Origin of the sequence: Nocardia sp. NPDC049190, assembly GCF_040648115.1 — a bacterium.
Lineage (GTDB): Bacteria > Actinomycetota > Actinomycetes > Mycobacteriales > Mycobacteriaceae > Nocardia.
Genome location: NZ_JBEZDE010000002.1, coordinates 106,732 through 120,914 on the forward strand (window position 1 = coordinate 106,732; position 14,183 = coordinate 120,914).

General features: G+C 65.8%; 13 protein-coding genes. 6 read left to right on the top strand and 7 right to left on the bottom strand.

The window, feature by feature from the left end; genetic code table 11:
• Window positions 1-55: 55 nt before the first annotated feature.
• Window positions 56-667, bottom strand: a complete 612-nt coding sequence (locus AB0B25_RS02480; protein WP_357173559.1) for a helix-turn-helix domain-containing protein — start codon at window positions 665-667, stop codon at window positions 56-58.
• 162 nt (window positions 668-829) lie between these two features.
• On the opposite strand from AB0B25_RS02480, the gene AB0B25_RS02485 reads away from it, so the two are divergent.
• Complete coding sequence (locus tag AB0B25_RS02485) at window positions 830-1,408, top strand: ester cyclase (protein WP_357173562.1); 579 nt, start codon at window positions 830-832, stop codon at window positions 1,406-1,408.
• A gap of 202 nt (window positions 1,409-1,610) precedes the next feature.
• Here AB0B25_RS02485 and AB0B25_RS02490 read toward each other — a convergent pair whose 3' ends face one another.
• Both AB0B25_RS02490 and AB0B25_RS02495 read right to left on the bottom strand, forming a co-directional pair.
• Window positions 1,611-3,188, bottom strand: coding sequence for an aldehyde dehydrogenase (NADP(+)) (locus tag AB0B25_RS02490; protein WP_357173565.1), 1,578 nt, complete (start codon window positions 3,186-3,188; stop codon window positions 1,611-1,613).
• A gap of 1 nt (window position 3,189) precedes the next feature.
• The gene (locus tag AB0B25_RS02495; RefSeq protein WP_357173568.1) at window positions 3,190-3,819 is read right to left on the bottom strand and encodes an isochorismatase family cysteine hydrolase; all 630 of its coding nucleotides are present in this window, start codon (window positions 3,817-3,819) and stop codon (window positions 3,190-3,192) included.
• Between the two features lie 394 nt (window positions 3,820-4,213).
• On the opposite strand from AB0B25_RS02495, the gene AB0B25_RS02500 reads away from it, so the two are divergent.
• Window positions 4,214-4,663 (top strand): lipocalin-like domain-containing protein, encoded by a 450-nt coding sequence (locus AB0B25_RS02500; protein WP_357173570.1) that lies wholly within the window; start codon window positions 4,214-4,216, stop codon window positions 4,661-4,663.
• A 161-nt stretch (window positions 4,664-4,824) separates the two neighbouring features.
• Complete coding sequence (locus AB0B25_RS02505) at window positions 4,825-5,406, top strand: TetR/AcrR family transcriptional regulator (RefSeq protein ID WP_357173573.1); 582 nt, start codon at window positions 4,825-4,827, stop codon at window positions 5,404-5,406.
• Window positions 5,407-5,663: 257 nt separating this feature from the next.
• Here AB0B25_RS02505 and AB0B25_RS02510 read toward each other — a convergent pair whose 3' ends face one another.
• Complete coding sequence (locus AB0B25_RS02510; RefSeq protein ID WP_357173576.1) at window positions 5,664-6,242, bottom strand: helix-turn-helix domain-containing protein; 579 nt, start codon at window positions 6,240-6,242, stop codon at window positions 5,664-5,666.
• Between the two features lie 135 nt (window positions 6,243-6,377).
• Between AB0B25_RS02510 and AB0B25_RS02515 the strand changes: the two genes are divergently transcribed.
• From AB0B25_RS02515 to AB0B25_RS02525, 3 genes are all read left to right on the top strand, one after another.
• Window positions 6,378-7,319, top strand: coding sequence for an SDR family NAD(P)-dependent oxidoreductase (locus AB0B25_RS02515; protein ID WP_357173579.1), 942 nt, complete (start codon window positions 6,378-6,380; stop codon window positions 7,317-7,319).
• A 667-nt stretch (window positions 7,320-7,986) separates the two neighbouring features.
• On the top strand, window positions 7,987-9,507 hold the full coding sequence (locus AB0B25_RS02520; protein WP_357173582.1) for a class I adenylate-forming enzyme family protein: 1,521 nt from the start codon (window positions 7,987-7,989) through the stop codon (window positions 9,505-9,507).
• Between the two features lie 728 nt (window positions 9,508-10,235).
• Window positions 10,236-10,706: a polyketide cyclase gene (locus AB0B25_RS02525; RefSeq protein ID WP_357174128.1), complete on the top strand. Its 471-nt coding sequence runs from the start codon at window positions 10,236-10,238 to the stop codon at window positions 10,704-10,706.
• A 217-nt stretch (window positions 10,707-10,923) separates the two neighbouring features.
• Here the strand turns inward: AB0B25_RS02525 and AB0B25_RS02530 are convergent, their stop codons facing one another.
• The 3 genes from AB0B25_RS02530 to AB0B25_RS02540 form a co-directional block, all read right to left on the bottom strand.
• Complete coding sequence (locus AB0B25_RS02530; protein WP_357173585.1) at window positions 10,924-11,670, bottom strand: class I SAM-dependent methyltransferase; 747 nt, start codon at window positions 11,668-11,670, stop codon at window positions 10,924-10,926.
• Entirely contained in the window at window positions 11,667-11,867 is a 201-nt protein-coding gene (locus AB0B25_RS02535; RefSeq protein WP_357173588.1) for a hypothetical protein, read from the bottom strand. The genes AB0B25_RS02530 and AB0B25_RS02535 overlap by 4 nt, the downstream gene beginning before the upstream one ends.
• A gap of 333 nt (window positions 11,868-12,200) precedes the next feature.
• Window positions 12,201-12,563 carry a hypothetical protein gene (locus AB0B25_RS02540; RefSeq protein ID WP_357173590.1) on the bottom strand — a complete coding sequence of 121 codons (363 nt, stop codon included), beginning with the start codon at window positions 12,561-12,563 and terminating at the stop codon, window positions 12,201-12,203.
• Window positions 12,564-14,183 lie beyond the last annotated feature (1,620 nt).

Below are 14,183 nucleotides of genomic sequence, written 5' to 3' on the forward strand. Positions count from 1 at the left end.
GCTGAACTTACCCGGCACAGGGCGCCCGAGTCAGCATCCGGCAGAAGCCGCTGACTCAGTAAAGACCGGCGACGGCAGCACGGTAAAGGACGGTCTGGGCCCGATCCCACGACCAACCGCTCTCCACTACCAAAGTGCGCCAGCCCGTCGGACCGAACCAGAACCACAGCAGGTCCGCCGTTTCCGTCACCGAATAAGGCGGCGGCGGAGGCAAACCGTGCAGATGGCGGGCGGTGGCATGGAGCGCGTCCCGGTAGGCCGCGGTGGCGCGCTCCCACAGCGCCGCACCGTTCTCGTGCACGGGTAGCGCCTTGCGAATCGCCTCGTACACCGTGAACTGGCTCTCGTTGCCGAGGCGCGTGCCATGGGCCAGCGCCTCGAGGACCGACTCCGGTGTCCGCAAGGCCAGCACACGCTGCATCGCCTGTTCATAGCCGGAGGCCACCACGCCCTGCTCGACGATCCGATCCAGGATGTCGCCCTTGCTCCCGACACTCGTGAAAACGGTCTGCGACGCGACGCCGGCCGCGGAGGCGATGTCCGCGACGGTCACTCGCCCGTAACCGCAGTCGGCGAACAGCTCGGCCGCCCGCAGCAGGATCAGTGCGCGCGTGCGCGCGGCGGCCTGCTCGCGCAGCGGGGAGACGTACATGCGCTTCGCGGACATGGCGCCATCCTATCCGAAATGGCCGCATATAGATGCTATTCATTAGGTGGCATATAATGTTGATTCGCCGCACGGCGTGGCGCGCTCGGCGCGGCCCTGCCCGGCGGACCGACCGCACCAGCAACGCAGCTCCGGATCGCGGACTGGCGAAAGGATGGCCTGATGGGGACCGACACCATGGAATTGGCCCACGGACTCTTCCGGGTCCTCGAGACCGGAGATCCGGCGCTGGCCGCTGATGTCGTCGCCGCGGACTTCCACAACCGCGATGCGGTCGTCTCGCCCCCGGCCTGCGCGATACCCGGACCCGCGGGAGTCCTGGCCTCGGGCGCATGGATGCGGTCCGCCTTCAGCGACCTGCGCTTCCCTGTCCTCGGCGTCGCCCGCAACGAGGGGCAGGTCTGGGTGCGGCTGCGCATGCGGGGCCGCCACACCGGCCCCTTCGTCCGCTTCCGCGACGGCGCCCTCGATCAGGCCGTACCTCCCACCGGTCGCGAGATCGACTTCGAACAGATCCACGTCCTCGACGTCCGCGACGGCAAGGTGATCAGGCACGAGGCGGTCCGCGACGACATCACCATGCTCGGTCAGCTCGGCGTCTTTCCCCCGGCCCCCGCCACCGCCGTGCGGATACTCTCCTGGCGACTGACCGGACGAGCCTCTCGCGCAGCCGCCCACGTCACGAAGCAAGCGGCCGATGCGGCCGCCCTTCTGCGCGATAGGCCGCTCGAGCACCGCTGATCCGCCAGGGGTGCGCGATGCGTCACGTAGCGCGAAATTCGGGTCGGCATCTTGTCGGCCGGGCAGGCCGGCGCGGGTGATCGCGCCGCCCATCCAGGGCAGCGGGAGGACAGTGCATGTCCGCGGCGCCGGACCAAAGGTGAAGGCCCGCCACCATCGCCTGTGGTGACGGGCTTCTGTGGAGTTATACCCGGCCGTGGAGTCAGCCGCGGGTGTGATGTTCGTCGATCCCCCGCGACAGTTCCGGGAAGTTGACCGTGGCCAGCGCTTCGGGCAGGAGCGCGTCGGGGAAGCCCTGGTAGGTGACGGGGCGCAGGAAGCGGTCGATCGCGGTCATGCCGACCGAGGTGAAGCGACTGTCGGTGGTGGCGGGGAATGGGCCGCCGTGGATGGTGGCGTCCCCGACTTCCTGCGGATGAGCGAAGGCGTTCACCACGATGCGGCCGGTGCGCCGCTCCAGGATGGGCAGTAGCCGAACGGCGTGGCCGTGGTCGGGCTCGTCGATGTGCATGGTCGCCGAGAGTTGGCCGCGGAAGCTCCGAGCCACCGCGAGGAGTTGGTCCAGGTCGGTCAGCCGGACCAGGAGCGCGGACGGTCCGAAGACCTCCTCGGCCAGCGTGGGGTCGGCGAGGAATCGGTCCCCCTCGACCTCGAGCAGCCGCGCGCGGCCCTCCCGAACACCCTGGGGCTCCGGCCCTTTCGCGATGGTCTCGGCGCCGGAGTCGCGCAGCCGCTGCGCGTTGCGGTCATAGGCGTCGTGGATGCCCGGTGTCAGCATCGTGCGCGCGGCCATCGCGCTCACCCGTGCGGCGGCCGCGTCACGCATCTCGGTGTAGCCGGGGCCGTGGACGGCGAGCAGGATAGCCGGTTTCAGGCAGGCCTGGCCGACGTTGACGAGCATGCGTTCGGCGAACCCGTCGCCGATCTCGTCACCACGCGCCGCCAGCGCCGCGGGCAGGACGAAGGTGGGGTTGACGCTGGTCATCTCGGCGAAGACAGGGATCGGGTCGGGGCGCAACTGGGCCCGGCGGTAGAGGGCCATGCCACCGGCCTCGGAGCCGGTGAAGGTGACCGCCTTGATCAGCGGGTGGTCGACCAGGGCCTCGCCGATCTCGTTGCCGGCGCCGCGGATCAGGGAGAACACACCCTCGGGCAGTCCGCGGTCGGCGACCGCACTCTGGATGGCGCGCCCTTGAAGCTCGGACGCTCCCGGGTGGGCGTTGTGGGCCTTGACGATGACCGGGCTGCCCGCCGCGAGCGCGGCGGCGGTGTCGCCGCCGGCGACGGAGTAGGAGATGGGAAAGTTGCTGGCGCCGAAGACGACGACCGGGCCGATGGCGATCTTCTGCATGCGGTGGTCCATGCGCGGCCGCGGCTTCCGCTCGGGCTGCGCGGGATCGATAGTCGCGTGGCGGAAGCGGCCCTGGCGGACCACCTCGGCGAACTGCCGAAACTGAACGGCGGCCTTGGTTGCCTCGGCCTCGAGCTGCGCGACGGGCAGGCCGGTCTCCAGCGCCGCGCGCTCGGCCAGCTCCCGGTTGATCCCGTCCAGCCGGTCCGCGATCAGCTCCAGGAACGTGGCGCGCTCCTGGAGGCTGGTGCCGTTGTAAGCGTCGAAGGCGTCGTCGGCCAGGCGTGCGGCGCGGTCGACCTCGGCCGGTCCGCCGAGTGCGAAGTCCGGCTCGATCTGGCGGCCCGTCGCGGGGTCGAGAGCCTTCATCGTGGAATCGGATGCCGACACGGCGGACGAGCCGATCAGCATGGCTCCGGTCAGTGCCATCTCAGTTCTCTCCGTTCTCGAGCACCCGCAGGAGTCCTGCGGTGGTGGTGATGGCGTGGGCGTAGGTGGGGCCGTTGAGTTCGTGGGCGGCGTGCATCATCGCGGGCTCGAAGGCTGCGGTGGCGTCGCGGACGAGGGTGACGTGGTAACCGAGTTCCATGGCGTAGCGGGCGGTGGACTCGATGCAGGTGTTGGCGAGCAGGCCGATGACGATGACGTGGGTGATGCCGTGCTGCTTGAGCTGGAAGTCCAGGTCGGTGTTGGCGAAGCCGCTTTGGGCCCAGTGCTCCTGGACGATGACTTCGCCATCGGCGGGCTGGAAATCGGGGTGGAATTCCCCGCCGATAGTGCCTCGGGCGAAGGTGTGACGCTGCTGGACGAGCCGCTGGGTGGGGTTGGGGTGATCCCAGTCGTCGTAGTCGCCTTCCTGCCAGCGGCGGTGGGGCACGAAGAGGATCCGCAGGTGCGCCTGTCGGCCGGCGGCGACCACGGCGCGCAGGTTGTCCAGCAGGGAGACCTCGGTCGCCACGGGCTCGACCAGGGGCCAGAGTTTGCCCCGCTCGGACAGGAAGTCGTTGTAGGGGTCGACCAGCAGCACCGCGGTGCGGGTGGGGTCGTAGGCGTCGGTCATGACAGTCCTCACTTTGACGTGATCTGGATGATTTATATAATTCAGATTCAAGATGACAGATATCATCCTGACCGTCAAGGAGGGGGCGGGCTTTCATAGAAATGTGTATGATGATTATCATCCACATGCGCGAACGTTCGACAAGCGGAACCGCGAGGCACGAGTTCGGGCGTCGCGACGGCAGGCCCGTCGATCACCGAAGCGAGGGCAGGCCACGGAGCCCCGTGGCGACCGATCCTTCTCCGGCACGACGGATAGGCACGCAGATTTGCGGATTCGACTTCCAGCCGGCCACGGCCGACTCGCTACCGCGCCAGCCCCGAAGCCCGGGGCCGCGCATCAGACCAATCGCCGAGCGGCGCCGCACAGGCGTCGGACACCAACGAGGAACGACATGACCCGCGATCAACTCCGCAACGTCCTGGTCGGCGCCTGGCGCCTGATGTCATACGAGGCCACCGACATCGAGAGCGGCGAGGTCGTCACACCTTTCGGGCCGCGACCCCAGGGGCTCATCATGTACACCGCCGGCGGCCATATGTCGGCCCAGATCATGCATCCCGAACGGCCCGACTTCCGGGCAGGAAGGCTCGAGGAAGGACTACCCGAGGAGCTGTCCGCGGCGGCTGTCGGCTATATGGCCTATGGCGGAACCTACGAGGTGCCCAAGGACAACCTCGTGGTCCACCACGTGAAACTCAGCCTGTTTCCCAACTGGGTGGGCGGCGCGCAGACCAGGATCGCCGAGTGGGACGGCGAAACACTTCGACTGATCCTGCCCGAGCCCGCCCCGATCTGGGGTGCGCGCCGCAATGGCGTCCTGACCTGGGAACGCGCCCGGTGACCGCGCGGTGTCATGCCTCCTCCTCGCCGGACGGTTCGCGCGGAGCCCTGAGACTTACCCCCACCCACTTCTGCTTCACCTTCAGGCCACTGGAATGTGTATGATGACCGTAATCTAAATGTGGTTCAGTCGGTACTTTCGGATTTCAGGGAGGTCGGGACATGGGGCACTCCCAGGCAGCCAAGGCGGAGTCGCGTGAACGGGTCCTGCGGATCACCGCCCGCCGTATTCGCGAGGAAGGGATGGCCCGGCCAGGTGTCGCGGACCTGATGAAAGAGGCGGGCCTGACCCACGGCGGGTTCTATAAACACTTCACCTCACGCGACGACCTGATGAATCAGGCAGCGGCGCTGGCCCTACTCGACGGGGAGAGCAAAATGGCGGAGGCCGCTCGGCAGAACGCCGAGGACCCCCGTCTGGGACTGATCGAGTCCTACCTCAGCACCCGCCACCGCGACGCTCCAGGAACAGGATGCGCCCTGGTCACGCTCGGCGCGGCGGCAGGCCGCGGCGGCGCGGAGATCAAGGAGGCGTACCAGAAGCAGGTGCGGAGCTATCTGGCGCTCCTCAGCGAGACGGCGGACGGCGACACCCCTGGCGAGACGCAGGCCGATGCCATACTCACACTGAGCGCGATGGTCGGCGCGTTGCTGATGTCGCGGGCCGTTGCCGACCCGCAGTTGTCCGATCAACTCCTACAGACAGTCACAGAGCGACTCGAGCACACGACCGTGAAGGTCTGACGAGCCGGCGACGCGATGCATGTGGACGATGTAGGCCGCTGAGGCGAAAACCCACCTGAGATCGATCGCCACGCTTCGGGCGGGGCGATCAATCCCGGCCTGGCGGTTCGCGCGACCGCTCTCGTCCGGATCACGCCGCGGAACCCACGGCATGTCCGAATCCGAGATCGGTGACGCGGTCCTGGTTTCGGGAGGTCGCACTACCTGTCGATGGCGGTCTCACCGCCGCAAACCGGCAAGCCGCGCCGACCCTGTTCCTACTCGATCGACCCGGCACCAGGACGAGCCTCGAGCCCGTCCAGCAGTAGGCCGAGCAATCGTGTGGCCAGCGCGCGCTGGCGCTCGTGTCCGCTGATAAGAGTGACTCCGCCGAGCGCCATCAGCACATCGGACGGCGAGACGTCCGCGCGGAATCGCCCCGCGGAAACGCCGGCGTCCAGCAGTTCGATGACAGCGCCCGCGAGCGCCTCCCGACTGTGCAAGCGAAGACCCTCGCGGGTCGCGAGGATCGTCGGCAGCGCGTCGGCCATGCCCCGCTTGGTGAGCATGTAGTCGACGAACCGCTCCATCCACGTGCGCATGGCGTCGACCGGTGCGAACTCTTGGATGAGGCTCGACGCGGAGTCGCACAGAAGGTCGGTCGTGCTTCGGTAGGTGGCCTCGATCAGATCCTCCCGCGTGGGGAACCGACGGTAGAGCGTGCCGATACCGACCCCCGCCTCGGCGGCGATCGCCTTCATCGAGGTGTCCGCACCCTCGCGTGCGAACACCTGCGCGGCGACCTCCAGCAAGCGGTCGTAGTTGGCCTGGGCATCGGCGCGAAGCGAGCGCGGCATACTCCTCCTTGCAAGCGGATGCGCATCCGCTTATACTGAGTCGGTAACCGGATGCTACTCCACTTACAGCTTAGTGCGACACCCCCGGGGACCGACAGCGAAGCGCCCGAGGTGGACGAGAGAGAGGCAGAACGAATGACCGAACGCATCACGACACCGTTCGGCGCACAGTCGACCGCCGATGAGGTGATCGCCGGCGTCGACCTCGGCGGACGTCGCGCGATCGTCACGGGAGGCGCCGGGGGTCTGGGCCGGGAGACCGCGCGAGCGCTGGCGTCAGCCGGAGCGGATGTCACGATCGCGGCACGTGATCTCGACGCAGCCGCGCGGGCCGCGCACGAGATCAGTGCGACGACCCCGACATCGAATGTGCACGCGGCGCGCCTGGACCTCGCCGACCGCTCGTCGATCGCCGAATTCGTGACGGGCTGGACGGGCCCGCTGGACATCCTCGTCGACAACGCGGGCATCATGGCGAATCCCGAGCAGCACACGCCCGACGGTCGCGAACTCCAATTCGCGACCAACCACCTCGGCCACTTCGCGCTCACCGTAGGCCTCCATGACGCGCTCGCGGCCGCCGGGCACGCTCGTGTGGTGGTGCTGAGTTCGGTCGGGCACGTCAACGGTCCCGTTCGCTTCCACGACGTCGACTTCGCCGCAGAGCCCTACGACCCGTGGCTTGCCTACGCGCAGTCGAAGACCGCCAACATCCTCTTCGCGGTCGAGGCGTCCAAGAGGTGGGCCGAAGACGGCATCGCGGTCAACGCGCTCAACCCGGGCCGCATCTGGGAGACCGATCTGGGCCGCCACATCGACGCCCCGCCGCCGACCTTCGACCCCTCGGGCAAGACCGGCGTGTCGGAGAAGAACATCGCACAGGGAGCCGCGACGTCGGTCTTGCTCGCCGCGTCCCCGCTTGTCGAGGGCGTGACGGGCACCTATTTCGAGGACTGCCAGGAGGCCGAGCCGTTCATCCCCGGAATACGCCGAGGCGTCGCGGACTACGCCCTCGACCCGGACAATGCCCGTCGACTGTGGGACCTCTCCATCGAGTTGACCGGGGTCGGCAAGTGAACGGGGAGTTCGAAGGGACCCGTGCCTTCATCACGGGAGGCGGCACCGGCATCGACCGCCTCGGTCCTGTGCGACGTCAGCGACAAGGCCTCGATCACCCATGACAAGTACGTCTTGCACAGCGTGCACCGCTGCCCCCACACACCCACAGGGTGCTGTTGATGAGGCCCACCATTCCTGGCGGGTTCGCTGAGTTACACCGGCATTCAGTCGTGGTGGTCGGCTTTGCTGCGTAGGTAGCGTTGTTCGACTTGTTGCCGGTGAGGTCTTGCGGGTTGCCGGAAGAGCGGCCCCGCGGAGGCGGGGTTGCGTCCTTTCGAATCGCATGACAACCCGATCGTGCCCCGGATACGATGTCCTGCAGCATCTTCAGGACCGCGACTGATCGCGGGACGGTGGGAACCTGTGCGGCGGTAACCTTTTCCGGGGTCCGAGCATAGTGCCTGCACGGTTCCAACCAACGAGAGATATGAACGCAGAAGAGGGAGCAGGAGATCCTCGAGCCTCGAGACCGATCTGGAGTTCGCCCGAGAGCTCACCTGGGTTCGGCAGTTCGTCGTCGACGAGATCGAACCGTTGGCCACGTGATCTGGCACCCATGGGACATCAACCATCCGGTACGCCGGGCAGGTGACTGCGGTCGCGGCCAGGATCCAGGGAAACGCCGATGACCATTTCTCACCCCCCGACGCTGGCCGGACTTTTGGTCGGGCATGCTCGGGACCGCGCCGGATGCCGCGCGGTCAGCGCGCCTACGGGATCACAGACCTATGCGGAGTTCGCCCGGGACGTAGCGCGAATCGCGGACCGGCTGCACGCTGCCGGTCTACGCCGGGGAGACCGGATGGCGGTACTCGCGGACAACGACCTGGCCTACGTCCAACTCGTCTACGCCGCCTCCTGGGCCGGCATTGTGCTGGTCGGTCTGAACTGGCGGCTGACCGCGGCCGAGCTCCGGGCTGTTCTGGAGGACTGCAACCCGTCCCTGCTCTTCGCCGATCGGGAGTTGGCATCGGGGTTCGACCCACGGTGCCCGGTGGTCCGGCTGGACGGACCCGAAGGCTCCGACTTCGAGCGCTGGTATGCCGCGGGGGATTCCGGCTACGCGCCGGATGCCGATCAATCCGACGAGTCCCTCGTGCTGCTGGCCTACACGACCGGCACCACCGGCGAGCCCAAGGGCATTCAGCTGGTCGAGCGAAATCTGCGGGAGATGGCCCAGCAGGCCGCGGCAGCCTGGGCGCTGTACCCGGAGATGAGGTACATGGCCTGCCTGCCGATGTTCCGTATGAGCGGGATGAGCTCGGTGACGTGTTGCGTACACCTGGGCGGCGAGGTAGTCATCCCGTCGGGGTCCTCGGTCGCCGCGATCGCCGGCGCCGTCGAGGACCGAGGTGTCACCCACACCAGCCTGGTACCGACCCTGCTGGCCAGTCTGGTTGCCGAGAAGGCCGCCGCGACCTTCGACCTGTCCAGTCTCGAGGTGATCATCTACGGCTCCGCGCCCTCGAGCAGCTCGCTGATCGACGAGGCGATGGAGATGCTGCCGCAGACCGGCTTTTCGCAGGGTTACGGCTTGACCGAAACCTGTGCCGGGGTGGCGGTCGCGCCGGTCTTGCGCCGGGGGGAGGTCGACCGGCATCCGGGTAGCGTGGGCCGCATCCACCCCAGCTGCGAGTGCCGGATCGTCGATGTTTCCACCGGTCGCGACCTCGGCACCGGTGAGGACGGCGAGATCTGGCTGCGGACGCCGCAACTGACCACAGGATATTGGAACAAACCCGCGGAGACCGCGGCCGCGATATCCGCCGACGGCTGGTTCCGCACCGGCGATATCGGAACGATCGACAACGACGGATTCCTCTACGTCCACGACCGGCTCAAGAACATGATCATCGTGGGCGGCGAGAACGTCTACTCGGTCGAGGTCGAGAACGCGATCGGCACGCACCCTGCGGTGCACGAGGCCGCCGTCGTCGGCGTACCCCACCCGCACTGGGGTGAGACCGTGAAAGCGGTCGTGGTGGTGCGCCATGGTCAGGAACTCGACGAGAGTGAACTGCTCGGCTGGCTCGAGGGTCGGCTTGCCGGTTACAAGCGCCCGCGGATCGTCGAGTTCGTCGGTGAACTCCCCAAGGCGGGCAGCGGCGAGATCCTGAAACGTGAACTCAGAGACGGCAAGGGCTGACATGCCCGACGTGGCTGCCGCAGCTTCAGTGGAGGTCCGCGCGACAGCCCAGAGCCGACAACGAAGTATCCCGGCATTGCGCCGACTCGGGACCCGAATTCCGCGAGCGCGCGTCGCAAGAGCTTGCACGGTACGGTGAAAGCCCTTCTCCGGCAGCTGAACGGACCACATCGACCTGCTCCAGCGGCAGGCATGCGACTTCACGACCTCGGTCGAGAAAATCCTGTGTGGTATTCCGGCGGCCGGTCGCCACTGATCGCGCCCGCAATCGTCGATAACGAACTCCGCCCCACGACGGTGGCGGACTTGCCGGAAACGATGTGATCAGCGCCGCCACCTCGCCCGGCTCGGAGATCCGGACGGAGGCGACAGTGGAGATATGAACGCGAGTATCCGGCGGCCTCCGCAAAGGGAACGTTCTGCGCGGCAGCACTATTCGAGATATTAACGAGACCCGACAGCAACTTGGCGGAGAATGTCCCTGCGCGACTTTGACATTGGCTGCCAAGATCTCCGCATCACGCCACAACGGATCATTCGCCGGTATGCGGGAATTATATCCGAACGGCGGGGCGGAACGACCGAAATTTCATCGAGATACGTTGTACCGAACTCTTTTCGAACCAGGCGCCGCCGGCCCACGCGCATCCCTTGCCTCTCGTCAGTTGCGCTCACCGAACCGCCTTTTGGATCAGCGTCCGCTCAACGATTGTGCGAGGATGGATCCCATGAATGAAGAACGGTTCGAGGTCCGACGGGAGATCGCGGCACAGCCGGCCGAGATCTTCGCCCTGCTGTGCTCGCCCGAAGGGCATGTGTCGATCGACAGCACGGGCATGCTGCAATCCGCCGAAGGCGAAGCCATCACCGCCGTCGGAGATGAATTCGTCGTGCATATGGATCGTGAATCGCTCAATGACTTTCCCGAGATGGGAAAGTACGACGTCACGGTGACCATCACGGCATTCGAAAAGGACGCCCATATCGCGTGGACAGTCGGCCGAGAGGGCCAGGTGCCGATTGAACACCGCTACGGCTACCGCGTGGAACCCAGCGAGATCGGCACCTCGGTGACGTCGTACTACGACTGGAGTCAGATCCCAGAGAAATACCGCGACATGGGAATCTTCCCGATTCTTCCTGAATCCGTGCTGCGGGCCTCGCTCGGCCTGCTCGCCAGGGCCGTGGAGAAGAAGTAGACGATCAGCCAGGCTGGTGGGCATCGTCTGTAGGTGCCCACCGCATCCATCAGCAGCGGATGCTCAGTAGCTGAATAGTTCGACCCGATGACACGCATGGGTGCAATCCATCGCTCGGATGCCGAATCGCAATGAACGGCAGTGAAACACTCTGAACACGCAGACTTTCAGTCCCACTGCCCTGGACCGAATCGGTCGGAGTTATGAAAGTGCCGCGCTACCTGGTTGCGACGATGACGGTTCCGCTGTCCACGTCCACCGGACGGCCATCAAAGTCGCCCGAGAATGCCACGTGGCTGAATCCGGCTTCGTAGATTGCTGTCTCGAGTTGTGGTCGAGAATACATGTGGAGCCGACCGTGTCGAGACCATCCAGGGCGCCTCCAATGGAGGTTGAGTTCCTGGGTAGTCCAATCATATCGAGCGTTACCAACGAGATCGGACCGTTGAACCAGCTGCGTACTGATCAACTCGCTGCCTTTGCGCACACGATGCTCGAAGCATTCGAGAGTATCGAGTTCCATGACCAGCTTGCCCCCGGGCACGAGAACGTCAGCCCAGGCCGCGAGAGCGGCAGAGTCTTCCGCACGGGTGTCGAAGAAGCCGAAGCTGATCCACAGGTTCAGAATTGCGTCGTATGGACCTGCGGGTGGCGTTCGCATATCTGTCAGGACGAAGGCGCAGTCAGGATATCGACGGCGGGCGTCGTCGAGTTGTTTCGGCGAGTTATCTATACCGACGACCCGATACCCGCGCCGACTGAGCGGCCCGGCGTGACGGCCGAAGCCGCACGGGACATCGAGTATTCGCGCTCCGGGAGGCAATCGGAGGAGGGCATCGATCGCCTCGACTTCGCTCTCGGTGTCATCGAATTTGCCCAGGATAGTGAAGGTTTCGCGGAAGCCTTCGTCGAAGAATTCAGCTGCCCAGCTCTCTCGCGTGATATGTCCGGAGTCGGTCATCATGACCGGCCGGAAAATTCCGTGACCCGAGATGAGCCACGGCGTAACGGCGGGATCGTGCCACTGCCCTTCGGGACGATACTCTCCACCGCCGTACCGAGAGCGCGACCCACCACGTCGAGCGGGTCGGCCGGTTCCGATAGCGGAGCCTGCCGCGTGCCCGAGGTCGGGCTCGTCGGCTGCTCGATCGAAAACTTCATCGGTAGCTCCTCGAAAGCTCTACAACCGTCGCTCATTCATGGCTTTGGAAACAGTGCGATCGGTCCACGCGAGTAGTGCGCTGCACGGCGGTCACCGGACGCACGTACGGTCGGATAGTTGCCGCCGGGGCGTAGCTCCCACGCAGGGGAGCTACGCCGAACGGATCAACTCTCGCGGTCGCCAACGAATGCGAGCGGCGGCGGTGCCGGCCCTGCGACGAGAGCAGCGATCCCGTTCAGTATCGATTCCACGAGCCACCTCCCTTCAGTTGCGCAAAGCATGAATCGGGGGCCGAGACGCGGATATGCGTCTCGGCTATCACGAAGCGCGGGTCACTTCTGGTCGAGCTCGACCAACTTGCAGACACACAGCGTCACCGTATGGGCGAGAATGCCACCGAAATACCGGGTGCAGAACTCCGCGTACCCGACCGGATCGCACTGGTGCGCATGCCACGCCGAGTCCACTTCCAGATCGTCGGGCAGGTAGTTGCCCTGCATGCCGCCGGCCCGGAAGCGCTCGAGCGACCGCTGGTAGCGGGCTACACGATCGTCGATCTGCTCCTCGGTCAACGCCGTGGAGCCCGGCCAGAACAAGTGGCCCCAGCGCAGGTTCTCCTTGAGATGTGTGGTGTCGAAATCCGCGGCAGGCACTTCGGTTTCAGCCGATGTTGCGGCCGCGATACTCGTCGTCATAGCCCGAACCCTCGATTCGCTTAGAATTCACCATGTCGGCCGACAAGTCTCCAGAACTGCTGGAGTAATCAGAGTTTGGTGTGTGACACATCACTAGTCAAGGGAGTGCATCTTCCCATCTTTGGGAGAAAGATCCATGAACCTTGTTGTGAATCAAAATATTTGACATGTGCTCAGTCAAATCGGTCGCAGGAACTTGTAACTCGACGACACGTCCGGAGCACTTCCATCGACTGCCGACGAGTTTGTCGAGGTAATCCTTGCCCGAGGCGGCCCACGAACACGCTGGGATCGGAGCGATCCCAGTGAATCACCCAGAGGCGTCCGTGTTCCGAATCCGTTGCGCTCCTGCAGTTTCCCGGCAGTCACCGCGGCCGACAGCACCCCGCGGCCGGGAGCCGCCGGCAGGCTCGGCGACCGGACCATCGAATCCGGTCAGCTGCTGCGCGAGATCATCGATGACGCAGTGGCGGCGCAACCACTTCGAGTCCCACGCCGAAACGATCGCGTTCGAACCCGCGCGACGTGGCGGCGGTCCTCCCAGTGCGAACTTCGTGTCGGCCACTGCCTGGCCCGTTCAACCGCCTTCAGATGGTCTTCGCCGGTCGTGGCGATCGGTCTCGACCCCAGTCGACGGCCGATCGCGTCGGCAGCCGCCATGGTGTGGCTGTGCCGGTGTACTGGGAGGCCGGTAAGAGTGAGCCTCTGGCGTGGCTGTGACCCAAACTCGCTGTCGCGTTGAAAGCCACCCCCGAACTCACCGACATCCTCGCTCCTGACGCAATGCTGTCCGACGCCGCGCCGCGGTGCCCCTGCGACCTGCCGACAAAGCAACCCCGGATGGCTCGGGCAGCGGGTCGCATGACGGCAATATGTTTCATCTGCGGTCAGTGCTTATGGGGTGCATTCCAGATACGCCACCAGGCGCACAGCTGGAACTGACCGCTGCGGTAGCTCGCGCATGGGATTTGTTCTTTTCGGCTCGATTCTGCGAAGTGGAACGGGCGCTCCCTACCGCTTCAGCAAGCGCCTATAGCGCAGCTGAGGCGGCGACAGGAGAGCCACGACGTCAAATCAATATTTCGCTCGCTCAACTACTGCGCACCTCATCAAATCTTCCCGGCTACGTGGCGCAGGAAGACTTAGCTGCCCTGGCGCTCGTCCGCGCCATAGCCACCGGTCCACGAGGATCAGCGCCCACACGGACGGCGGCTGGTCGCGCGACAACCACCCGTGACCTGGGCGGCGCTCGCGGATTCGCGAGGTCCCCGCGCTACGCGACGGCGCGGTGTGGTGGGTGCCGCTCGCGTCCGGCGCACACCCGGAACCGACCGCTCACCGGAGCCATCAGCGCCACGCCGCCACCACGGTCGTACGCCGCCAGGGGAGGACGCCGTTACTCACTCGGGGCTGCCAGAGGTGCCTAGGGGGCCACCTGACGGCCCGGGCCACCAAAGGCCTGCGGCACCCTGTCCAACCCCGTCTACATCGGGCAACTGTCCGCCCTCATCGAAGGAATCAAGATCACCGGACCAGAAACCATCGTCCCCGTCCTCCACATCCCTCAACCCCACCCCCCTGAACACAAAAATGCCCTGACCGGAGGAAAACCGCCGGTCA